This window comes from Nostoc sp. DedQUE08, from assembly GCF_034530895.1.
Lineage (GTDB): Bacteria > Cyanobacteriota > Cyanobacteriia > Cyanobacteriales > Nostocaceae > Nostoc.
This window is the reverse complement of sequence record NZ_JAVRCD010000031.1, coordinates 15,964-37,589: the sequence shown is the minus strand read 5'-3', so window position 1 is coordinate 37,589 and position 21,626 is coordinate 15,964. Positions and strand designations below refer to the sequence as shown.

The 21,626-nt window shown below is 41.3% G+C and carries 20 protein-coding genes and 1 pseudogene; 10 read left to right on the top strand and 11 right to left on the bottom strand.

Annotation, left to right across the window (positions count from 1 at the left end; all coding sequences use genetic code 11):
* Positions 1-117: 117 nt before the first annotated feature.
* From cysS to RMY64_RS20480, 3 genes are all read left to right on the top strand, one after another.
* The gene (gene cysS / locus RMY64_RS20490; protein ID WP_322700963.1) at positions 118-1,611 is read left to right on the top strand and encodes a cysteine--tRNA ligase; all 1,494 of its coding nucleotides are present in this window, start codon (positions 118-120) and stop codon (positions 1,609-1,611) included.
* Between the two features lie 66 nt (positions 1,612-1,677).
* Positions 1,678-3,117, top strand: coding sequence for a TldD/PmbA family protein (locus tag RMY64_RS20485; protein WP_322690232.1), 1,440 nt, complete (start codon positions 1,678-1,680; stop codon positions 3,115-3,117).
* Between the two features lie 242 nt (positions 3,118-3,359).
* Complete coding sequence (locus RMY64_RS20480; protein WP_322700962.1) at positions 3,360-4,706, top strand: TldD/PmbA family protein; 1,347 nt, start codon at positions 3,360-3,362, stop codon at positions 4,704-4,706.
* Positions 4,707-4,776: 70 nt separating this feature from the next.
* Here RMY64_RS20480 and RMY64_RS20475 read toward each other — a convergent pair whose 3' ends face one another.
* The 3 genes from RMY64_RS20475 to coaD all read right to left on the bottom strand — a co-directional run bounded on the left by RMY64_RS20475 (position 4,777) and on the right by coaD (position 6,380).
* On the bottom strand, positions 4,777-5,103 hold the full coding sequence (locus RMY64_RS20475) for a Ycf66 family protein (RefSeq protein WP_322674911.1): 327 nt from the start codon (positions 5,101-5,103) through the stop codon (positions 4,777-4,779).
* A 147-nt stretch (positions 5,104-5,250) separates the two neighbouring features.
* Positions 5,251-5,919 carry a DivIVA domain-containing protein gene (locus RMY64_RS20470; RefSeq protein ID WP_322674912.1) on the bottom strand — a complete coding sequence of 223 codons (669 nt, stop codon included), beginning with the start codon at positions 5,917-5,919 and terminating at the stop codon, positions 5,251-5,253.
* On the bottom strand, positions 5,829-6,380 hold the full coding sequence (coaD, locus tag RMY64_RS20465) for a pantetheine-phosphate adenylyltransferase (RefSeq protein ID WP_322674913.1): 552 nt from the start codon (positions 6,378-6,380) through the stop codon (positions 5,829-5,831). The genes RMY64_RS20470 and coaD overlap by 91 nt, the downstream gene beginning before the upstream one ends.
* 412 nt (positions 6,381-6,792) lie before the next feature.
* On the opposite strand from coaD, the gene lgt reads away from it, so the two are divergent.
* The 5 genes from lgt (at position 6,793) to RMY64_RS20440 (ending at position 11,347) form a co-directional block, all read left to right on the top strand.
* Positions 6,793-7,692 carry a prolipoprotein diacylglyceryl transferase gene (lgt, locus tag RMY64_RS20460; protein WP_322674914.1) on the top strand — a complete coding sequence of 300 codons (900 nt, stop codon included), beginning with the start codon at positions 6,793-6,795 and terminating at the stop codon, positions 7,690-7,692.
* A 214-nt stretch (positions 7,693-7,906) separates the two neighbouring features.
* On the top strand, positions 7,907-8,689 hold the full coding sequence (cobM, locus tag RMY64_RS20455) for a precorrin-4 C(11)-methyltransferase (RefSeq protein ID WP_322674942.1): 783 nt from the start codon (positions 7,907-7,909) through the stop codon (positions 8,687-8,689).
* Positions 8,690-8,829: 140 nt separating this feature from the next.
* The gene (locus RMY64_RS20450) at positions 8,830-9,183 is read left to right on the top strand and encodes a phenylpyruvate tautomerase MIF-related protein (RefSeq protein ID WP_322674915.1); all 354 of its coding nucleotides are present in this window, start codon (positions 8,830-8,832) and stop codon (positions 9,181-9,183) included.
* Positions 9,184-9,262: 79 nt separating this feature from the next.
* On the top strand, positions 9,263-10,354 hold the full coding sequence (gene rlmN / locus RMY64_RS20445) for a 23S rRNA (adenine(2503)-C(2))-methyltransferase RlmN (RefSeq protein ID WP_322674916.1): 1,092 nt from the start codon (positions 9,263-9,265) through the stop codon (positions 10,352-10,354).
* Positions 10,355-10,828: 474 nt separating this feature from the next.
* Positions 10,829-11,347 carry a hypothetical protein gene (locus tag RMY64_RS20440; RefSeq protein ID WP_322674917.1) on the top strand — a complete coding sequence of 173 codons (519 nt, stop codon included), beginning with the start codon at positions 10,829-10,831 and terminating at the stop codon, positions 11,345-11,347.
* An 80-nt stretch (positions 11,348-11,427) separates the two neighbouring features.
* On the opposite strand, the gene RMY64_RS20435 is transcribed toward RMY64_RS20440, so the two are convergent.
* Positions 11,428-11,607, bottom strand: coding sequence for a replication restart DNA helicase PriA (locus RMY64_RS20435; protein ID WP_118168842.1), 180 nt, complete (start codon positions 11,605-11,607; stop codon positions 11,428-11,430).
* A 295-nt stretch (positions 11,608-11,902) separates the two neighbouring features.
* Between RMY64_RS20435 and RMY64_RS36855 the strand changes: the two are divergent.
* Positions 11,903-11,992 (top strand): annotated as a pseudogene (locus RMY64_RS36855) (hypothetical protein); the annotation flags it as partial.
* Between the two features lie 267 nt (positions 11,993-12,259).
* Here the strand turns inward: RMY64_RS36855 and uvrC are convergent.
* On the bottom strand, positions 12,260-14,137 hold the full coding sequence (uvrC, locus tag RMY64_RS20430; RefSeq protein ID WP_322674918.1) for an excinuclease ABC subunit UvrC: 1,878 nt from the start codon (positions 14,135-14,137) through the stop codon (positions 12,260-12,262).
* A gap of 735 nt (positions 14,138-14,872) precedes the next feature.
* Here uvrC and RMY64_RS20425 point away from each other — a divergent pair.
* Positions 14,873-15,052: a hypothetical protein gene (locus RMY64_RS20425; protein WP_322674919.1), complete on the top strand. Its 180-nt coding sequence runs from the start codon at positions 14,873-14,875 to the stop codon at positions 15,050-15,052.
* A gap of 20 nt (positions 15,053-15,072) precedes the next feature.
* On the opposite strand, the gene RMY64_RS20420 is transcribed toward RMY64_RS20425, so the two are convergent.
* The 6 genes from RMY64_RS20420 to RMY64_RS20395 all read right to left on the bottom strand — a co-directional run bounded on the left by RMY64_RS20420 (position 15,073) and on the right by RMY64_RS20395 (position 21,574).
* Positions 15,073-15,495 carry a response regulator gene (locus RMY64_RS20420; RefSeq protein ID WP_322690238.1) on the bottom strand — a complete coding sequence of 141 codons (423 nt, stop codon included), beginning with the start codon at positions 15,493-15,495 and terminating at the stop codon, positions 15,073-15,075.
* 556 nt (positions 15,496-16,051) lie between these two features.
* A complete protein-coding gene (locus tag RMY64_RS20415; RefSeq protein ID WP_322700961.1) occupies positions 16,052-17,350 on the bottom strand; it encodes an NF038130 family PEP-CTERM protein in 1,299 nt (432 codons plus the stop codon).
* A gap of 604 nt (positions 17,351-17,954) precedes the next feature.
* Entirely contained in the window at positions 17,955-19,241 is a 1,287-nt protein-coding gene (locus RMY64_RS20410; protein ID WP_322674922.1) for an LL-diaminopimelate aminotransferase, read from the bottom strand.
* A gap of 134 nt (positions 19,242-19,375) precedes the next feature.
* On the bottom strand, positions 19,376-19,711 hold the full coding sequence (locus RMY64_RS20405; RefSeq protein ID WP_322683631.1) for a thioredoxin family protein: 336 nt from the start codon (positions 19,709-19,711) through the stop codon (positions 19,376-19,378).
* Positions 19,712-19,885: 174 nt separating this feature from the next.
* Positions 19,886-20,662 (bottom strand): PspA/IM30 family protein, encoded by a 777-nt coding sequence (locus RMY64_RS20400; RefSeq protein ID WP_322674924.1) that lies wholly within the window; start codon positions 20,660-20,662, stop codon positions 19,886-19,888.
* 162 nt (positions 20,663-20,824) lie between these two features.
* The gene (locus tag RMY64_RS20395) at positions 20,825-21,574 is read right to left on the bottom strand and encodes a PspA/IM30 family protein (RefSeq protein ID WP_322683590.1); all 750 of its coding nucleotides are present in this window, start codon (positions 21,572-21,574) and stop codon (positions 20,825-20,827) included.
* Positions 21,575-21,626 lie beyond the last annotated feature (52 nt).

The window sequence follows — 21,626 nt, the reverse complement described above, 5'->3', positions numbered from 1 at the left end:
AAAAAATAGTAATGTAGCGCAGATAGTCCAGAAAACACTAGCATAGGGATGCTGGACTGTCATCCCAGCTGCCTTACCCTATTATTACGTATCTCCCTATTTCAGCATTACTCTGTTATGACCCTAACCCTTTACAATACCCTCACCCGTCGTCAAGAACCGTTTGAAACAGTCGAAACAGGCAAGGTTAAGATGTATTACTGCGGCGTGACGGTGTACGATTACTGCCATTTGGGTCATGCTAGAGCTTGCATCGTTTGGGACGTAGTACGCCGATACCTCCAGTTTATCGGTTATGAAGTGCGATATATCCAAAATTTTACTGATATTGATGACAAGATTCTCAATCGAGCCTGTGCTGAACATTCTTCAATGGAAGCTGTGGCCGATCGCTTTATCAAAGCATATTTTGAGGATATGGCGCGATTGGGAATCAAAGAAGCTGATGAATATCCCCGTGCTACTCATACTATGAATGGCATTTTGCGGTTAATTCATGAGTTGGAAAATAAAGGTTTTGCTTACCCTGCTGATGGTGATGTGTATTATCCAGTGCGGCAGTTTTCTGAATATGGGAAACTTTCGGGACGCAAGTTAGAGGATATGCAAGCTGGCAAAAGCGATCGCGTTAACGTAGAAGATCCAGAATACCAAAAAAAGAAAGACCCCTTTGATTTTGCTTTGTGGAAAGCAGCAAGACCAGGAGAACCTGCTTGGGAATCACCGTGGGGCGCAGGCCGTCCGGGCTGGCATATAGAATGCTCGGCAATGGTGCGCGATCGCTTGGGTGATACCATAGATATTCATGCTGGTGGTGCTGACTTAATTTTTCCTCATCACGAAAACGAAATTGCCCAATCTGAGGCTGTAACCGGAAAACCTTTAGCGCGTTATTGGTTGCATAACGGCATGGTGAAAGTAGATGGTGAAAAAATGTCCAAATCTTTGGGCAACTTTACCACTATTAGAGACTTACTGGATCGAGGAGTTGACCCGATGGCAGTGCGGTTGTTCGTGTTGACCGCTCAATATCGCACACCAATTGATTTTACCGACGAAGCGATCGCCGCAGCAACCAATGGCTGGCACACCATTAAAGAAGGTTTACTCTTCGGCTACCAATACGGGAAATTACTAGGCTGGGATTTAGGGACTGGGGACTGGGGACTAGGGACTGGGAATATATCAATACCCAGTACCCAATACCCAGTACCCAATCCCTATATTGAACGCTTTCAAGAAACTGTAAATAACGACTTTAATTTTCCTGGTGGATTAACAGTGCTGTTTGAATTAGCCAAAGAACTGCGCCGTGAGGGAAATATTCTTGTGCATGAAGGGAAAACCGAAACATCAGCAGATGAGTTACAGCGTCAATGGCAAACACTCGTTACCTTAGCTGGAGTTTTGGGTTTAGAAGCCGAGATAGAAGCCGAAACTCAAACAAGTAATGGTTTCAGCGATGCAGAAATTGAAGTGAAAATTCAGCAAAGGCAAGAAGCACGTATTGCCAAGAATTTTGCCGAAAGCGATCGCATTCGTGACGAACTCCAAGCAGAAGGTATTACGCTAATTGATAGCCGTGATGGCACACGCTGGCACCGGAATTAGAGGAGAATGGGGAGTAGGTAGAAAATTCCCCATTCCCCATTTCCCATTCTTTATTCCCCATTCTTTATGTGGTCTGAACTCAAAAAAGCGATCGCTAGTTTCGATATTCCCGCAGATTGGATCGGTATTAGAGCCGTAAAGGAAACTTCTACTACCCGTTTAGTCCGTGACGCCTTACCCCAACTAAATGGCAAATCCTTCACTGTTGGAGCCATGCTGGAAGTTTTAGTCAATGGCTGTCTGGGTTATGCAGCTACTAACTCTCTAGAATTGTCTTCTCTAGAAGCCGCTGCCCAAACAGCCTATAAACAGGCACTAGCAGCCAGTGAATGGTGGATACATCCCTTCCGTGAAAGTGAGCGTCCTAAAGTCGTTGGTGAATATAAATCTCCATTTATTGAGCCATTGGATGCTCTGAGTCCAGGAGAAATCAACGATTTACTGGTTCGTATTTGCCAAACACTCAAAGTTGATGACAAGATTGTGCAAACCATAGCCAGTGCTAGCACAACTGAGCGAGAATCTTGGTTTATTAGCAGCAATGGCTCAGAAGTCTATCAAAAAATACTATCTATAGGCACAAATTACGGAGCTACTGCCCAAGATGGAGCGGTTGTACAACAGCGCAGCAATAACGGTTCGCAAGCAAACTGTTACCAAGGCGGACTCGAACTATTAAAACAAGAAAACTTATGGCATCGGGTGCGGCAAATAGGCGAACAAGCAGTAGAACTTTTGACAGCAGAAGAATGCCCAACCACCCGTACCAATTTAGTTTTAGCCTCAGACCAAATGATGCTGCAAATCCATGAAAGTGTTGGGCATCCCCTAGAAATTGACCGAATTTTGGGAGATGAGCGTAACTATGCTGGGGGCAGCTTTGTTAATAAAAGTGATTTTGGCAACCTAGTATATGGTTCGCCGTTGATGAACATTACCTTTGATCCTACCGTGCCTGGTGAATTTTCTAGCTATGGCTTTGATGATACGGGTGCTGTAGCAACAAAGGAATACTTGGTTAAAGAAGGAGTACTTCAACGGGGTTTAGGCAGTCTGGAAAGTCAAGCAAGAGCAGGTGTATCAGGAGTTGCTTGTGCCCGTGCTTGCTCATGGAATCGACCAGCGATCGATCGTATGGCAAACTTGAATTTAGAGCCTTTAAACGGCACTTTTGAAGATATTATTGGCGGGATAGAACACGGCGTTTACATGGAATCTAACCGTTCTTGGTCAATTGACGATCGCCGCTACAAATTCCAATTTGGTTGCGAGTACGCTAAATTAATTGAAAACGGCAAACTCACCAAAACCCTTCGTAATCCTAACTATCGCGCCACAACACCAGAATTTTGGCATAGCTTAATCCAAGTAGGAGATGCAACAAACTGGCAAATGTATGGTACTCCTTATTGTGGTAAAGGAGAACCAAATCAGGCCATTTCGGTAGGACACGGTTCACCTGTTTGTGTATTTGCTAATGTCGAAGTTTTTGGTGGAGGAAGTTGAAAAAGTGCAAATACAGCAGTTAGAAGTTAGGAGTTAGAAGTTAACAATTTCTTCAACTCATAACTTTTAACAAGTGGTGGGGGTTCAAGTCCCCTGTCTCTACAGGCAGCAGGTTTTGTGTCGAGGTCTAAATCCACGTCACAAAACGTAATTGCGTTAGCGCAGCGGGGCGTAGCCCATTGCGAATTGCGAATTGGTTTAACTTTTTCCCCCTCTTTATTCCCTATTGATATTTAATTTCTATGAAAATTGAGGAATTATCTGCATTAGAAGTCAGTTTTAATCGACTGATTGAAAGTCTGCTGATTAAAAAAGCTGAAAATGAACAATTCACTGTGAGACTTAGTAGTGAAAGAAGTCAATTTACTCGTTTCAACCATGCGAAAGTGCGACAAACTGGTTGTGTTGCTGATGGTTGGATAGAACTGACTCTGATGGCAGATCAACGCAGCAGTATTAGGCAGTTTCCCTTTACTGGAAATTGGGAGTTAGACTGGCAATTAGCATATCCTGCTTTGCAGGAACTACGCGACGAACTGATTTTATTACCCATCGATCCATATCTAGTTTTACCATCAGGCAATAATACCAGCCGGGAAATACATTCTGGAAATTTATTACCAGAGGAAGCAGTAGTAACAAGTGTATTAGAACAAGTTCCTGAATTAGATTTTACTGGTATATATGCTGGAGGAATAGTAATTAAAGGTTATGGTGATTCCAGTGGTCAAAAACACTGGTTTGCTACTGATTCTTTTAGTTTAGATTATTCTTTATTTTCTACCTCTGAGCAAGCAGTTAAGGGCACATTTGCCGGAAGTGATTGGGATGAATCTGCTTATATAACCAAAATCAGCGAAGCTAAAAAGCAACTTGAATTGCTAGCTCGTCCAATTAAAGAATTACCACGAGGACAATACAAAACTTATTTTGCACCTGCTGCTGTTGCAGATTTATTAGTAATGCTTTCTTGGGGAGCAGTAAGCGAAGCTGATATTCAACAAGGGAACAGTGCTTTAGCTGCTTTATCGCGTCAAGAAAAACAACTTTCGACGGCATTTAGTTTGAAAGAAAACTTTCAGCGCGGATTAGTACCGCGATTTAATGAATTGGGAGAAATGGCAGCACCAGAGTTACCTGTAATAGAAAAAGGATATTTGGTAAATACTCTGGTGAATTCTCGCACTGCTAAGGAATATCAAAAAATTGCCAACGGCGCTAATGGTTCAGAGACTCTGCGCGCGCCAGAAATCAGTCCCGGAAATTTAATCTTTGAGCAGATTCTTCCGAGATTGGATACAGGATTATATTTATCAAATTTGCATTACTTGAATTGGAGCGATCGCCACACTGGTAGAATCACAGGTATGACTCGTTATGCTTGTTTTTGGGTAGAAAACGGAGAAATTACTGCCCCCATTGAAAACTTACGTTTTGATGAAAGTCTCTATCGCTTCTGGGGAGAAAATCTAATAGATTTGACTACTTTTCAAGAATTCATTCCCGAAGTAGGTACTTATGAAAGTCGCCAACTTGGAGGTAGTTTAGTTCCTGGTATGTTGGTGGAAGATTTTACTTACACTTTGTAGTTTTCTTCTGTATAAATATTTATTTTTGGTAGAGACGCACAGTTCACGTCTCTACCAAAAAATTATAAAATTATCTATCTCTGTAAACGGCATTAATTACAATATCTTTAATAGCGAAATAAATAATTAAAAGCAACGATAAAAATTGCTCAAACTGAAGAATTGGATCTAAACGCCAACCTTGAAAAAACAAGATTACTCCGCATATTAACATTATAATTGGTGTAAATATCACTTGAATAATGTAAAGGGCTAAAGCCCAACCTGTAAGCCTAGTTCCACGTTGGGCAAGCCAAACTACTGTTAAAATAAAGTAAATAACTGCCAAAAGAAAATAAATAATTCCAATTAAACCAGCTAAATTTAATCCAAAATTAACTTGAGCGAAAGTAATCATTTATTAGAGATCCTGTTTAATTACAATCCACAAATTTAAATCTATTTCTCGGTAGATTTCCCAAAAAACTTCCCTAATAAAAATAGTTGGGTTTCACTATTGCTTAAAACCCAACTTATAATTTTTCATCATCTCTTATTAGAGCCTTTATCGTTTTTTGCTAGGAGGTGAATTACGCTGGGTGAGGTTATCAATTTGCAATTGTTGCCGTCCATTGGTGATAATTCGCAACATATCTTTGAGATCCTGCTCGATATTTCCCAAAATGCCATCGGCATAAGCATCAGCACCATCTTCAATTTCTTGAGCTTGAGCGATCGCATTTTGTCGCATCAGCTCTAACTCTTGCTGACAAGCATACCGCTTGCGGTCAATCTCGGCGAGAGTTTCTTGCATTATTCCCTCACACTCTTGTTGCACTTGTCGCCGCAATCGTTCAGCTTCTTGTTCCGCCTGGTGAATAATATCGCTTTCAGCTAAAATTTGCGCTCTTTTTGCTTGTGCAGCCTCAACAACCTGCTGTCCATACTCTTCCGCTTCCAGCAGAATTTCGTTCTTTTGGTCAAGAACTGCTGCTGCTTCTTGAAAAAGTGATGGTAAAGCCAGCCGGATGTAATCAAGCTGATCTAGCAACTTTTCCTCATCTATGAGTGTGCGTCCCGTTAGCGGAATCCTGAGACTAGAGAGAACCATTTCTTCTAGGCGGTTGAGTTCCTGCTGAATATCTATGCTTCCCTCTCCACCGAGATATTCTTGAGGGGGGGGATTGCTTCCGTTGAGATTGGGTTCAACATTGGAGATTTCTGATTGTAGCATTGGTATATATCTAGGGCAATGTGTGGGGGAACGAGATGATCGATAGAGCCACCAAACCTTGCAATCTCTTTTACCACACTACTACTTAAAAAACTATACTCATTTGAGGTTGCGAGAAAAACTGTTTCTATTTGGGTAGAAAGAGTTTTGTTGGTGTGAGCCATTTGCAGTTCCACTTCAAAATCTGACACAGCCCGTAAACCCCGGATCAAAACTTGTGCTTGTTGCATTTGAGCATAATTGACAGTAAGACCATCAAAGCTGTCTACTTTTACATTAGGTAAATGTTCTGTAGAAAGACGGATTTGATCTAGCCGTTGCTCCACACTAAAAAGTGGCATCTTGTTAGGGTTCCGTAGTACAGCGACAATCACCCGCTCAAACAGCCGACTACCGCGCCCGATGAGATCGAGGTGTCCCAAAGTAATGGGGTCGAAGCTACCAGGATAAATAGCAATCACAATTTTAAATATATCAAAGTTGTTTAGGTGATTATATTGAAATCATTTTGTGTAACTTACTCAAATCTACCATCTTGCGCTCTCGGTAATGATGGTAAACTCAATTGTTTTAGTGGTACAAGTTATGCTCAACTAAGCGTTAGGAACTAGTGCAAGAAGGCAGAAGGCAGTTCTTGCTGGAGGCAGGAGGCAGAAGGAAAGAAAGCTTATAGCATAAGCCTTTACATTATTGTTGACTGCATAGTTATTTCTACCACACTCCACTAGACTCCTAAATATGAATACTGGATTTTTACCTACGTCCCCACAATGTTGTGGAAGATTTAAGTGTAGTTACAGTATTCGAGACACAAGAAACTCCGTACTTAGCAAAGTGCGCGGGTAGTTAACGAACTTTTCTAGGTAATTTTTCATGGCACTGGATTTTCCCACTTTGCCCTTGGCGTTTCAATTTACTTCTCCAGGACCGATTCTGGTGAAAATAGGGCCACTAAGTATTCGTTGGTACGGCTTGTTGATTGCCACAGCAGTTTTAATTGGCGTCATCCTTTCCCAGAATTTGGCAAAGCGGCGCAATGTTAATCCTGAGTTGCTAGGCGATTTGTTCTTTTGGTTGTTGATTGGGGCAATTCCTGGCGCACGGCTATATTACGTTTTTTTTGAGTGGTCAAAATATGCTCCAACTCCAGGAAAAATTTTTGCGATTTGGGAAGGGGGTATTGCCATTCATGGAGCGATTCTTGGTGGCGTTGTGGCTGCGTTAATCTTTGCCAAAATCAAGCAGGTTTCTTTCTGGCAACTGGCAGATTTAGTAGCACCTTCGCTGATTTTAGGGCAAGCGATCGGACGTTGGGGCAATTTCTTTAATTCTGAAGCTTTTGGCGATCCGACTGATTTACCCTGGAAGCTGTATATTCCACCAGACCATCGTCCTTTAGAGTATGTTAGTTTCGATTACTTTCATCCCACCTTCCTCTACGAATCTCTATGGGATTTAATGGTGTTTACGCTACTAATAACGTTATTTTTCCGGTCTTTATCCGGTAAGCCGCGTCTGAAGGTAGGCACACTGTTTCTCATTTACTGGCCAGCCTATAGCTTAGGACGCTTATGGATTGAAGGCTTTCGCACTGATAGCTTGATGCTGGGGCCATTACGGATGGCGCAAGTAGTCAGTAGTCTAGGAATTTTATTGGGATTAGTTGGATTAGCTTGGCTTTACTTACTCAAACGCCCTTTACCCGATGTAGTTCCTACTGCTAAAGGAAATGGGGGACAAGGGGACAAGGGGACAAGGGGACAAGGAGAATAACTATGCCCTATGCTCAATTCCCAATGACTAAAAAATAAAAAATGCCCCAGAGTATTCTCTAGGGCTTAACCAGGGTGCATCTACCATTACTCTCTACTAGGGAAAGAGGGGGAATCCGGAAAGATACTGAGAAAATATCAAAAAAGTTTTTTGAGGGATTGTCGTGGGTTCTTTTCAAAGTGAATGTACAGAAGACCTAAGCTATAAAAAAACACTGTATGCCATAGACCCATCTGTGTATATTGTCGGAGCTGGCCCTGGAGATCCTGATTTATTAACGGTGAAGGCGCAGAAATTACTGGCTGTTGCTGATGTAATTTTATTTGCTGATTCTTTAGTACCTGAAGAAATTTTAGAACTTTGCCGAAAAGATGCCGAGATAATTAGAACTGCGAATCAGACTTTAGAAGAGATTTTGCCAATTATGATCGATAGAGTGCGATCGCAGCACAAATCTGTAGTCCGTCTCCATTCTGGCGATCCTAGTCTCTACAGCGCCATCCACGAGCAAATGCACCTCTTGGCAGAGGCAAATATTCCTTTTGAAGTCATACCAGGTATCAGCGCTTTTCAAGCTGCTGCTGCCAAACTCAAAGTAGAACTGACTGTACCCGGTTTAGTTCAAACCATTATCTTGACACGCATCAGTGGACGTACAGAAGTCCCCGCCGCCGAAGAATTAGCTACTCTCGCAGCACATCAGGCTAGCCTCTGCCTGTATTTAAGTGCGCGTCATGTCGAAAATGCCCAAGCTAAACTACTCGAACACTATCCAGCCGAAACTCTCATTGCGATTTGCTTTCGCATCGGATGGCCCGATGAAAAAATCAGGGTTGTCCCCCTAAATCAAATGGCAGACTGCACTCATAAAGAAAAACTAATTCGCACTACACTTTATATAATCAGTCCAGCCCTCTCGACAGCCTCGACAGCAAAAGGGCGATCGCGTTTATATCATCCCGAACATAATCACCTATTTCGCTCATCTCATTACTAAATAGTGGGGCATTGGGCATTGGGCATTGGGCATTGGGCATGGGTTATTCTCCTCATCTCCCTTGTCGCCCCATCCCTCATTTCCTCTGCGTTTCGGTAAACTTAACAGTGTAATAAAATCCAAAATTCCAATTCGGTACTATGCCTTTAATTAAAGTGCAAACTTCTGCGTCTGCTCCTCAAAAAGCTGAAATTGAGTCAATGCTTTTAAACCTCTCAGCCAAGTTAGCGAAACATTTGGGAAAACCAGAATCTTATGTAATGACTGCTTTTGAATCAGGAATTCCGATGACTTTTGCAGGGAATACAGACCCAGTTTGCTACATTGAAATTAAGAGCGTTGGCACGATGAAGCCAGAGCAAACCGTAGCAATGAGTCAAGACTTTTGCCAGCAGATTAACCAAACTCTAGGTGTACCTAAAAATCGCATTTATATAGAGTTTGCAGACGCTAAAGGGGCAATGTGGGGCTGGAACGGCACAACTTTTGGTTAATTCCTCATCTTCTTTGGTCAAGACTAACTCGATCTGGCAGGTGTAGGATAGAGATCCTACATCAACTCGTGATTTTTTTATGTCTGCTACGCCTCTTGTATCTCAGGTTGACTTCAACTCAGAAAAATCAGAATCAATTCCTCCCCTTCTAGGCGCTTCTCTGGCGGAGTTAAGCACTTGGGTGCAGCAACAAGGACAACCTGCTTACAGAGGAAAGCAACTGCATGAATGGATCTATGACAAGGGGGTGCGATCGCTAGCTAATATTTCTGTCTTCTCCAAGCAATGGCGGCAAGAAGTAGCAGAAGTTCCCGTTGGGCGCTCAATTTTACATTACCGCTCTGAGGCTCCCGATGGTACAGTGAAATATCTTTTACGATTAACAGACGGGCAAATTATTGAAACTGTTGGTATCCCCACCTTTGCAGAAAGGGGAGAAGGCCCAAAAGCCCGTTTGACAGTTTGCGTCTCTACTCAGGTGGGTTGCCCAATGGCGTGTGATTTCTGCGCTACTGGTAAGGGAGGCTACAAACGCAATCTAGCACGGCATGAAATTGTCGATCAGGTGTTGACTGTGCAAGAAGATTTTCAACAACGGGTTAGCAATGTGGTGTTTATGGGGCTAGGCGAACCGTTGTTGAATACTGAGAATGTCTTAGCAGCCCTAAAATCCCTGAATCAAGATGTCGGTATTGGGCAGCGATCGCTTACAGTTTCTACAGTGGGGATTCGCGATCGCATCCGTCAGTTCGCGCAAAATAATTTGCAAATCACTTTGGCTGTAAGTCTCCACGCACCCAACCAAGCACTACGAGAAAAACTCATCCCTAGCGCCCGCGCCTATCCTCTAGAAGATTTACTGGCTGAATGTCGAGAATATGTAGAAATCACTGGGCGTCGAGTTACCTTTGAGTACATTCTCCTCGCTGGTGTTAACGATTTACCAGAACACGCATTAGAACTTTCAAAATGCTTGCGAGGATTCCAAAGTCATGTGAATTTGATTCCTTATAATCCTATCCAAGAAGTAGACTACAAACGCCCTAATCGCGATCGCATTCAAGCATTTGTCAACGTTCTTAAGCAACAAAATACTGCTGTGAGTGTCCGTTATTCCCGTGGTTTAGAAGCCGATGCTGCTTGCGGGCAACTAAGAGCAAGTAAAAATTAAACTTGTTGCAATCAATTCTATGAATGAATATCAAACCGCAGATAAACAGAGATATGTCTTCAGATACATCTCTGTTTATCTCTGGCGTAAAACCGCTTGAGATCCCTTTGTTAACTTACCTACCGCAGGTAGATTTACGGGAATCCGGCAAATCATGTAAAAAATTTAAATATATAATTTAATTAAGATGAATATCTAAGAAGCAAGAGTTTTATGAAAAATCAAGAGAATGCACTGGATATAACCTTGATTTAGAAAGCTATTCCCAACGCACTAATATTTAGAACACGTCGTCGACTGAAGAATGTTGGCGTAGTCAGCCGTAAGTAGCGCGTAAGCCCATAACGGTAAATAAGACATTAGCTTCAGTTAACTATTGCAAGCCCCTATATTGATATATAGGGAAATTCTGTTGACATTTTAAGGGTTTAGCGATCGCTCAACCCAACCTATAACAATTGAGGAAATAATTATATGTTGAATCGCTTATCGTTGGTTAAAGTATGGCTACCATTGATTGTGCTTGCCAAAGCTTTATCGATTAATTTTCCTGCATCTGCACAAATAATTCAGACGAATCCCCAACAAATAATTCGGACAAATCCCCAACAAATAATTCGGACGAATCCCCAGACACAAGATTCGCTTCAAGAAAGAATCAGACAACAACAAGAACAGCAAAATCAGCAAACACAAGAACGAATGAACGAAACATGGCTACGGCAAAATTTTCAACAACCACAACAACTACAACAACAACAGATAATCCAACAACAAGAATTTACACGACAACGGCAAGAAATGTTGCGTCAGCAACAATTGAGACTACAACAGGAAGGAACAAGACTACAACAGCAGGACTTTTCACAACAGCAACAACTGAGAATACAACAGCAACAACTTAGACAAGATCAACAAATTAGACAACAGCAACAATTTAGGTTACAAGAACAGATCCGACAGCAACAACTCAGACAACAGAATAATCTGTAAAGTCTTTAAAATTTATGACAAGTAAATTTATTATTAGAAATTAGAGAAAATATTCTCTAATTTTTTTTGATTTTTATTATTTAGCGCTGTGCATAAATTCCTGGTGCATAAGCCTCAATTACTTTGCCAGTGCGAGTGCAACTAATCATCAAGTAGTCACAACTAGAGCATTGTGTTCGAGTTAATTGACTATCAGAAATATAATAACGTTCTGCTTGGCTGCCGCAATTTGGGCAGTAAATTTTTTGTACTGTCTGCATTTTAAAACCCCTGGTTGTAATTTATTTTTTATTTGAGAAAACTGCCAGTTAAAGTAGAAAAGATTTTGGTTTGACCCAACTTAACAAACGACTTTAATATTGGCTAATTATTTTAAACAAAATTTCAGATTTGAAAAAACTTCGATTTCTCTCTATACTATCCTATAATTTAAGTGATTTTACCCTCTTACTTTAGGTACATAAATTCTTTTTTAATTAAATGACGCTTAGATATTTACTGATCCCTATGACGAATGCTTTGAGAGAGGCTTATTTATAGTCATCTTGGACAGATACAAAAAATAGCCGTTCTTGTATTCAAAAGTTAAACTACAGAAAATACTGTATATTTAGTAACAAAATAGTTATCTTAAGGATTAGTTAATTTTTGCTGGCAAGATTTATGAGGTGGAATTCTGGTGTGAAAATTTAATCAAAATTACCATAGTTACGAGATATAGTTACGAGATCCCGTAAATTTACGGTATATACACATCTTAAATTCTCGCAGACAAACTTAACAGAATCCTCTGTGAGAGTGGAACTAATACTTTTTCAAGCTAGTTTTAAGTGTGTGTAGTAAGGACTTTAGCTCTTACTACAAACTTGTTTATTCATACATAAATTGAAATTTGACAGACTACTAATCTCCTCAAGCAGGATGAAAATAATCGTAAATTTCTTGAGCCAAACGCGGCCCGATTCCTGGAACCTCGGCAAGTTGTGGGGTTGTCGCTTGGCGAATATAATCAACTGAGCGAAAATGCCCTAGTAGCTGCTTTTGTCGATGATGTCCTAAGCCAGGAATTTCATCTAAACGCGATCGCTTCAATTTATCACTACGCTGTTGACGATGGAAACTGACTGCAAACCGATGCGCTTCATCCCGCAGCCGCCGTAACAGCTGTACCCCTGGTTGTTCTGCATCAGTTGTTAAGGGTTTAGATTCTCCTGGTAAAAAAATCTCTTCTCGCTGCTTTGCTAAACTTACCACTCGCAAGTCTTCTAATAAATTCATTTCTTGCAAGACAGCGACAACTGATGATAACTGACCTTTACCACCATCGATCATGATTAAATCAGGCCAGTCAGGATTACCCAAACGCGCTAATTGCTGATCTTCGGCATATTTACGGAACCGCCGCTGGATGACTTCAGCAAGACTAGCAAAATCATCTGAATGTCCTGCTGTCACCGTAGGATTTTTAATTTTGTAGTGGCGATAGTTCTGCTTTGCGGGTAATCCGTCGATAAACACGACTTGCGAAGCTACAGCATTTGACCCTTGAATATGGGAAATGTCATAACCTTCGATGCGGTGAGGTACATCTGGTAAATCGAGAATGGTGGCTAAATCTTGCATTGCTTGGTGATTGCGATCGCCAAATTTCTGCATTCTTTGCAATTCATACTGAGCATTTCGCTCTACCATCTCAATTAATTCTGCTTTAGTTTGGCGCAAAGGAGTCAGTATTGTAACTTTTTTGCCTTTACGTTGAGTTAAGACATCTGCCAATATTTCCGCATCTGGTAAATCATGCTGTACTAAAATCTCTAAAGGGATTTCTACGGAATCAGCAGTTTGGTAATGTTCCTCCAAAGCTCGTTGTAAAATCGCTCCTGGTTCGGCGTGAGTATCCGCCACAAAGGCTAAACGTCCTACCAATTGCCCAGCGCGAATCTGAAATAGTTGAATGCAGGCGTGCTGTTCGTCGGCTGCCAGTGCGATCGCATCCCGCGAAACAGTATCATCTGGTAAGGAAACTTTCTGGTCGGCTGTCAGAGACTTTAAGCCAGAAATTTGATCGCGAATCCGCGCCGCTGACTCAAAATTCAAGTTCTCAGCGGCTGCATTCATCTGTTGGGTCAAAATATCAATCAGTTCCTGGGTTCGACCTTGAAAAACCATCGCGATTTTTTGGACAATTTTGCGATATTCTTCTGGTGAAATCATCTGTTGACACACACCAGGACAACGCCCTAAATCAAAATTCAAGCAAGGGCGATCTTTAAAAAGTGGTTGGGGTCGTTGTCGCTGGGGAAAAATGCGCTTGCAGATGCGGACAATTTCTCGTAATAAACCAGCATCAGTATAAGGCCCGTAAAATTTATCCTTTTCTTTACCGAATTGGCGTTTACGGGTAATAAAAATTCGCGGATAATCTTCTGACCAAGTAATGCAGAGATAAGGATATTTTTTATCATCTTTGAGCAACACGTTAAAGTATGGCTGGTGCTGCTTGATCAAATTGGCTTCTAGCGCTAAAGCTTCGGCTTCAGTATCAGTGACGATGAATTCAATTTCTGTCACTAACTTGACCATCGTGGCGATACGTTCAGTCTTGTTGTAGCCATCCCGGAAATAGGAACGGACACGCGATCGCAACTTACGCGATTTACCTATATAGATAATGCGATCGCTCCTGTCCCGCATGAAATAAACCCCCGGTTCCGGTGGAATTTCGGCTAGACGGTTTTCTAGTCGTTCTGGCTCTTTAACCAGTGGTAATATTTGAGTAGATATTGTCACAACCAAAATTAGGTAATCTTTCTCTATTTTAAGAAAAATTATTTTTTCGTGCCGATTTAATAAATTATTTATCAAGTAAATACAAAGTAGCAGTCATGAGGGACTGGGGAAAATAATATCGTGTCCGGTTAAAGACTTATCATTAAGACCGCAGTTCTTGCTGGGAGCTCTTAGCTGGGGGAAAGAGGATTTCCTGGTTTTTGCACAGATGCGCGAATTATAACTAATTAGGCGGACATGATATAACTCCTAACTCAGCACGAGCTAAACCCTAGCTATCCATTAACAGCACTCTCAAGTCAGGTAGGCTTTTAGTTTGCACAAAGATAAGTCTGCTGTAGCTAGTTCCTTGCCTTCTCGCAGGGTCGTCGGCTTCTAAGCTAGAGCCTTGCTAGAAAAGTGACTGCAATCTTAGTCATTGGCTGCTACTGTCAGAATAAAAACTTTGCTTTTTGAATCTATAATTAACATTTTTCAATTGATAATACTTTATTATCTGAAATTTTATATTTTAGATTAGATGATAATATCTTGGATTAATTTGTGTTTTTATTAATAAAGAATATATTTGTATATTGGTTAAATAAATATTCAATTAAAATTTTATCTATTGATACTATTTATGTTTATTTGTTGAATTTATAACCTTAAGCGAATTAACGGATTTAGTCAGTTAAATTTACGATTATGATTGATAATATAGTTATTATAATAATTTAGGGCAAGAGCTAAACTATGAATTTACAAGATTTTGAAGTCCAGTATCGTGAGGCTATGGCTGAGACTCTCAATGAATTGCAAACAGCAGTTTTGTTATTAGCGCAAGTACAACAGAAAATTTCAACAATTGGCAGTTCTGTACAAACTCTTAGTGAGTGCGTTGAAGAATTTATTGCTGGCCAAAAAGCAGAATAAAGACACACATAACAAAAAAATTATCTGTTGCGGCAAGTAAACTGTTCTTCAATTGCAAGAATGAGATCCTTGAGTTTTAAAGGTTTGACAAAATAGTTACGTGCGCCCAAACTCAGAGCTAGTTCTCGATCTGCTTTAAAAGCAAAAGCTGAAACCACAATGATAGGTATTTTTGACAAATCAGGTTTTTGCTGGACTTGTTTTAAGAGTGAATAACCGTCAACATCTGGCAATTTCAAGTCCAATAACATTAAATCTGGCTCGAATTTCTCTATGGTTGAGAAAAAAGCAGAACCTTCTGATAAACTTTGGACTTCATAACCACAGTAACTTAGATAGTCACTAAGTAACATCCGATTGAGGTAATGGTCTTCAACTAGTAAAATTCGTCTAACTTTGTGTGACTGCAATGGCTGATTTATATTGAGTAATTGTACTGTCATTGCTAACCTATTATCTGATTATCTTAATTAAAAGCTAGTCATTATTACCATAAACTAAAACAGTAGGGCATTTAAAGAGTGAAATAAATATAAATTGTACTTATGTAATCTAAATCAAAAATATCAATCAATTAAATTTAGCTGCACTACAATACTAAAATGATAGTATTATTAAATGTAGTTAAATCAAAAATTAATCTTTTTTTTACTAATTTAGTATAATCTAGAGTATTAAGTTAACTTCTGTTTTTACAAATTTAGTTGCCTAAATTTTATGAGTAAAACTACTTAAGTAATACTGGTACTTATATTATGGTAATAGCCTTTCCTGAAGCCGTGAGGGTAAGCAATACTATTGTGCAAAATCCATATTATAAATAAATTAACTTGCTAGGGACATACAGATGTAGAATTTTGCAACCGATTCATTTGTTGCAAGTATTTTTAGAAATAGTATAACCTAGAAGATTAAATTTATTATAGCTGCAAGGAATTATTCATCAAAAAAGGGAGCTGTTAGCTCCCTTACTTATTTTTTGGAATGGAAACCGGAGTTTCAACCAGATACTTTTTTTAACTTGCGTTGTGTAACAAAGATACCAGCAACACCTAAAATCCCAAATACTACTGAGGGTTCCGGTACAGAGGATGGAGAGACATACTTAGGTGTTGACCAAGTATAAATTGCACTATAGGATACACCATCATCAGAAGCAGTAATCCCGGATGCAGTGGGGTTAAAGCTATAGGCATAGTAAGTTTGACCACCAGTAACTACCTTAGCAATTTCACTAGCCGCAATTTCACCTTGATATGCATTTAATGCAGCTTGCAGAGTCAGTACATCTTTAAATGATGTGAGTTGAGAGATTTGACCTGGTAGCTGATTTTTGAGAGTATTCAGTTGAGAAATTTGACCTGGTAGTGTTTGATTTTTGAGAGTATTCAGTTGAGAAATTTGACCTGGTAGTGTTTGATTTTTGAGAGTATTCAGTTGAGAGATTTGACTTGTCAGTTGTTGCCTTTTTGTTTGATTGGCTGGAATATTAGGAATTGCGTTGAGTTGTGTTTGCAGTGTGGTAATCTGTCCTGGAATTGCGTTGAGTTGTGTTTGCAGTGTGGTAATCTGTCCTGGAATTGCGTTGAGTTGTGTTTGCAGCGTGGTAATTTGTCCTGGAATTGCGCTCAGTTGTGTTTGTAGTTGTGGAATTGAACTTTCAAGTTGTGAAAGGGTTGGTTGAGTTGTTTGTGAAGGAAACTGTGATTTAATTGCATTCCACTTTTCATCAACCTTAGTAGAAATAGTTGTTGCAAGTTTAGTCTTTACATCCAAGTGACCAACTAATTTCAGTTCCACACCGCCATTCTGACCGAATTGGAAACCACCAATGTTCGGATCTCCCATTCCCAAGGAAGGAAAATAACTAGTTATTAGTGATTTGCTGTCGGCTGAAAACCCGTTCCAAACTGATTGAAATGGTGTGTAGCTACTCAATAAATCGCCTAGCCATTGGGAACCAAAACTATTCCAGTCATTAGCAGTGACACTACTAACGGTGGCACTGTAGTTTCCTTTTGTGGCGGTGAAGCCAACGTTAGAATCTGGGGTTTCGCTACTATACCAAAGCTCAACGTTAGAACTGGAGTCGTTATCTGTCAAAGCTTTGATGGCAGCTTTAGTACCACCTTGGGCATTCCCTTTGATGAAAGTACCATTTGAGCCACCAGTGTAAGTGTTAATTTCTCCATTATTATCAAAACTAAAAGATGTAGCGTGTGCTGGGGCAGTGGCAAGAGCGCTCACACCAATAGCCATTGAGGCACCAATTATAAGTGTCTGAAAAGTCGTTTTCATTGTTTTCAAGTCTCTGTCAGTTTGGAAGTTAAGTTTTAAACTACTGTCGTTTTTAGGCTTGGGCTTTCTTGACCACAGATTTTTTGGCTATACAGATGCTTACCTGCATTGTTAGCCGTCTTTGGTATCTGAGCGTACAAACCCAGTTTAAGAAACGAGGAGACCTGATTGGGTAAAGTTAACGCTGATTATCAATAAAAAGATGAAGAATGTTTTGATAGTTTTATACGTTTAATTACGTATTTTGTCTTAATATATGTAGTTGCTAAAAATACAGTGTAATCTTTTTCAGATCAGTACAATACGGTGATTATTAGGGATGTACAAATGTGCATTAGTGCCAACTAATGCTGAAATCTCCTGACTGTATGAGTTTTGCCCTCACCCCCAGATATTCTCCCCATTTGGAACGGGGGAGGAAATTCTCCAGATCACCTTCTCCCAAATTGGAAGAAAGGGTTAGGGGATGAGGGCAACTCTAAAACGTTTGCTAAACCTAACTTTTACCTGAAGTTGACACCAATGCACAAATGTGTGCCCTAGCGCGTGTTCCATTGATAGACTTTGCCGCCAAAAATCCTTGGCGTTCAGCTTGAGAAGAAATTTAATGAAGAAACTCAGCCATTCTTTCTACAGCAATTTCTAACAAAGGTGGCTCATGCACCAAGGCAAAACGGACATACCCTTCTCCAGATTTGCCAAAGCCAGCACCTGGAGAAACTGCTACACCAGTTTGTTTGACTAGCTGGGTACAAAATTCTACGGAGTTTTCACTCCAAGGTGAGGGCAATTTTGCCCAGATGTACATTGTGGCTTCGGGAGTAGGAACATTCCAGCCAATACGGTGTAAAGCATTGATGAAAGCATCACGCCGCCTCTGGAAGGCGATCGCAGCAGATTTTACGCCAGATTGAGGGCCAGTTAAGGCTGCGATCGCACCATTCAAAATTCCCCGATACTGGTTAAAATCAACGGCGGCTTTTACTTGGCGTAAGGCGTTAATTAACTGAGCATTACCGATGGCATAGCCAATGCGGAAGCCACCCATATTGTAGGACTTGGAAAGGGTGAAAAATTCAATCGAGACGCTTTTTTCTGGATCGGCTTGCAGAATTGAAGGGACTAGGGACTGGGTATTGGGTATTGGGTACTGGGGATTGGGTATCGGGGATTGGAAATTAATGATTCCCCTTGTGTCCTTGTCTCCTTGTCTCCCAGTCCCCAGTCCCCAGTCCCCACTCTCTCCAAATACCAAATCTACGTAGGGGAAATCGTGAACCAGCACGAGATTGTGTTGTTGGCAGAAGGCGACAGCTTCTTGGAAAAAAGATAAAGGTGCGATCGCAGCGGTAGGATTATGAGGATAACTTAATACCATCATCCGCGACTGCGCCAAAACTGGGACAGGAATATCAGCAAAAACTGGTAAAAAACCATTTTCTGCCAGTAGTGGCATCGGGTAGATTTGACCGCTGGCTAGGTAGACTCCCCCCGCATGGGATGGATAACCTGGATCGAGCAACAGGGCAAAATCTCCTGGATTAAGTATTGCTAGGGGTAAATGGGCTGTGCCTTCTTGAGAACCAATTAAAGGTAGTACCTCAGTTTGAGGATCGACTTCGATCCCAAATTTTTGTTCGTACCAGTTGGCTGCGGCTTCGCGGAATCCAAGGGTACCGTTAAATAATAGATAACCGTGGGTACTGCGATCGCCAAGAGATTGGGCGATCGCCTCAAGAACGTGGGCCTCGGCTGGTAAATCGGAAGACCCCAAGGATAAATCAATTACCTCTCGGCCAGCGGCCAAAGCGACAGCCTTGGCTCTGTCCATATCAGCAAATACATTAGATTTTAGGGGTTGTAAACGTTTTGCAAACTGTATGTTAGTCATTTGTCCTTTGTCATTTGTCCTTTGTCATTTGTCCTTTGTCCTTTGATCGAATGACCAATACTTCTCTACCAGAGGCTGCGCCAAGGGCAACGCTCAGTACAAGTGACCAATGACCAATGACTAATGACCAATGACTAATTACTATTTAAGTACGTATCTAAGAGTTCGAGTAATTTATCTTTGCCGATGACTCCCTCGGTGGATATCAAAACTTCCTGGCCTTGAAATAGTCTGAGAGCGGGTACGCCTTCCACTTGATACTGCTTAACAGTCAATGGGTTGGGGTCAATTTCCATTTTAACGACTTTGAGGCGATCGCTATATTTGGTAGCAGCTGAGTTAATCAGGGGCGACATCAATTGACAAGGCCCACACCAGGAAGCCCAAAAATAAACTAATACAGGCTGCTCGGCTTTTAACACTTCGGTTTCAAACTCAGCATCGGTTATGGTGATTACAGCCTTACTCATTGCAGTCTCCATCAGGTGGCGATCGAAGTTGGCACACACAATACTTTATCCCAAAGTCGTCAATAGTCCATAGTTAATAATTTATAGTGATTAGGATTGTTAACTATTGACTAATGACGTAAAATCCCACAGCCAACAGGCGTGGGACTAGCTTAAATAAGTTTTCTGTCAATTTTACAGTTGATCCAATTGCTTGCGTAAGGAATCTAACTCAGCATCAACCACCTCATTAGATTTAGGAGCAGTGGCTTCTTGTTGCGGTGGCAGTTGGGCTTGATTTTGTGGAGCGGCAGGTGGTAGCATCTGGGCTTTCAAGGCTGCCAATTCATCATCAACATCGCTACTACCTTCCAATCGAGCAAATTGGCTTTCTAAATCAGCACCCGCTAACTCTCCTTGTGCCTGGGCCCTGGCTTCTTGCATCAAGACCTTTTCTTCCATCCGCTCGAAGGCAGACATTGCACTGCTGGTATTCATCCCACGCACCATGCCTTGGAGTTGCTCTTGGGCTTTGGCAGTGGTGATTCTCGCTCTGAGCATTTCTTTCTTGGTCTTAGCCTCAGAAATTTTGCTTTCCAGTTGGATTAAATTGCGTTTGAGGGTATCAACTTGGGTGCTTTGGGTATCTAAACTAGCTTTGAGGGCTGTGCTGGTATCCGTATAAGTTTTTTTACGCTCTAAAGCTTGTCGTGCTAAGTTTTCATCACCTTTTTGTAGCGCTAGTTGAGCATTGCGTTGCCATTTATTGATTTCATTTTGGGCATCATTATACTGTTTTTCACTGCGTTTTTGGGCGGCGATCGCTTGGGCTACTCCCTGACGCAGCTGTACCAAGTCTTCCTGCATTTCCAGGATGGCTTGCTCTAGCATTTTTTCGGGGTCTTCGGCTTTGTTAACCAGGTCGTTGAGGTTAGAACTAACTACTCGCTTAATGCGATCGAATAATCCCATAACTTTGTTTTTCCTTGTGTGATTTACGCTTTTTCTTGGACAGTTAGCTTTTTTACTTTTTTATAGCTACCTATTTCAATGTAATCTTTCCAGTTTGAATCAGTACCTCCTAACAACTCTTAATTGTTAAGATATCGCCAAACTGGGGTAATTAGTAGAACTTCAAGAATCCTGAGTTTTGGGTAACTGCTGTTGGGGAGGCTGCTCTGTCTTTTGGCTCTCCTCAGTTAGGATTTTGTGCTGTGTGTTTTCTGACTGCTTGAAAACCTGTACCTTCATCGCCGCCAATTCGGTATCTACATCATTAGATTCCAAAGAAGTAAATTGTGTTTCCAAGTCGTCGCTACTAAGTTGAGCTATGGCTTCTGATTGAGCTTCTATCTGTGAAACTTTTTCTTCCATGCGCTCAAAGGCACTCAGACTGCTAGTAGCAGAAACTCCACCGAGCATTTCTTGGAGGCGATAAGACGCTTCAGCAGAACGGGCGCGGGCAATATACATATCTTTTTTAGTTTTCGCCTCGGAAATTTTTAACTCTAGCGATCGCATATCCTTTTTTAGCCTAGCAACTATCTCGTTTTGCTGCTCTATCTGCGAAAAGAGGGCTGTAGTGGTTTCTTTATAGGCTTGGCGCTTGGTCAAAGCTTCACGTGCTAGAGGTTCATTACCTTGTTGCAGGGCCAATTGGGCGCGGCGATACCATTCTTCTGTTTGAGATTGAGCGGCCGCTGCTTGTCGTTCGGTGCGTTTCTGGGTAGCGATCGCTTGTGCTACACCCTGCCGCAACTGCACCAGATTTTCCTGCATTTCCAGCACAGCTTGCTCCAAAATCTTTTCTGGATCTTCTGCACCACCGATCAAACTATTGAGATTAGCGCGAATCACCCGCAGGATACGCTTGATTAATTCCATATCGGCTCTCCAACGAAATCCAGTTCTGAGTGCTGTTAGCAGGGCGTTTAGC

Bases quoted from the DNA above. Each gene is read 5' to 3' on its own strand.
- RMY64_RS20410 (WP_322674922.1), bottom strand. From the start codon at position 19,241: ATGACTAACATACAGTTTGCAAAACGTTTACAACCCCTAAAATCTAAT.
- cysS (WP_322700963.1), top strand. From the start codon at position 118: ATGACCCTAACCCTTTACAATACCCTCACCCGTCGTCAAGAACCGTTT.
- RMY64_RS20435 (WP_118168842.1), bottom strand. From the start codon at position 11,607: ATGCAGACAGTACAAAAAATTTACTGCCCAAATTGCGGCAGCCAAGCA.
- RMY64_RS20395 (WP_322683590.1), bottom strand. From the start codon at position 21,574: ATGGAATTAATCAAGCGTATCCTGCGGGTGATTCGCGCTAATCTCAAT.
- RMY64_RS20415 (WP_322700961.1), bottom strand. From the start codon at position 17,350: ATGAAAACGACTTTTCAGACACTTATAATTGGTGCCTCAATGGCTATT.
- RMY64_RS20425 (WP_322674919.1), top strand. From the start codon at position 14,873: ATGAATTTACAAGATTTTGAAGTCCAGTATCGTGAGGCTATGGCTGAG.
- RMY64_RS20470 (WP_322674912.1), bottom strand. From the start codon at position 5,919: ATGCTACAATCAGAAATCTCCAATGTTGAACCCAATCTCAACGGAAGC.
- RMY64_RS20480 (WP_322700962.1), top strand. From the start codon at position 3,360: ATGAAAATTGAGGAATTATCTGCATTAGAAGTCAGTTTTAATCGACTG.
- RMY64_RS20400 (WP_322674924.1), bottom strand. From the start codon at position 20,662: ATGGGATTATTCGATCGCATTAAGCGAGTAGTTAGTTCTAACCTCAAC.
- RMY64_RS20450 (WP_322674915.1), top strand. From the start codon at position 8,830: ATGCCTTTAATTAAAGTGCAAACTTCTGCGTCTGCTCCTCAAAAAGCT.
- RMY64_RS20440 (WP_322674917.1), top strand. From the start codon at position 10,829: ATGTTGAATCGCTTATCGTTGGTTAAAGTATGGCTACCATTGATTGTG.
- RMY64_RS20475 (WP_322674911.1), bottom strand. From the start codon at position 5,103: ATGATTACTTTCGCTCAAGTTAATTTTGGATTAAATTTAGCTGGTTTA.
- RMY64_RS20485 (WP_322690232.1), top strand. From the start codon at position 1,678: ATGTGGTCTGAACTCAAAAAAGCGATCGCTAGTTTCGATATTCCCGCA.
- RMY64_RS20420 (WP_322690238.1), bottom strand. From the start codon at position 15,495: ATGACAGTACAATTACTCAATATAAATCAGCCATTGCAGTCACACAAA.
- rlmN (WP_322674916.1), top strand. From the start codon at position 9,263: ATGTCTGCTACGCCTCTTGTATCTCAGGTTGACTTCAACTCAGAAAAA.
- lgt (WP_322674914.1), top strand. From the start codon at position 6,793: ATGGCACTGGATTTTCCCACTTTGCCCTTGGCGTTTCAATTTACTTCT.
- RMY64_RS20405 (WP_322683631.1), bottom strand. From the start codon at position 19,711: ATGAGTAAGGCTGTAATCACCATAACCGATGCTGAGTTTGAAACCGAA.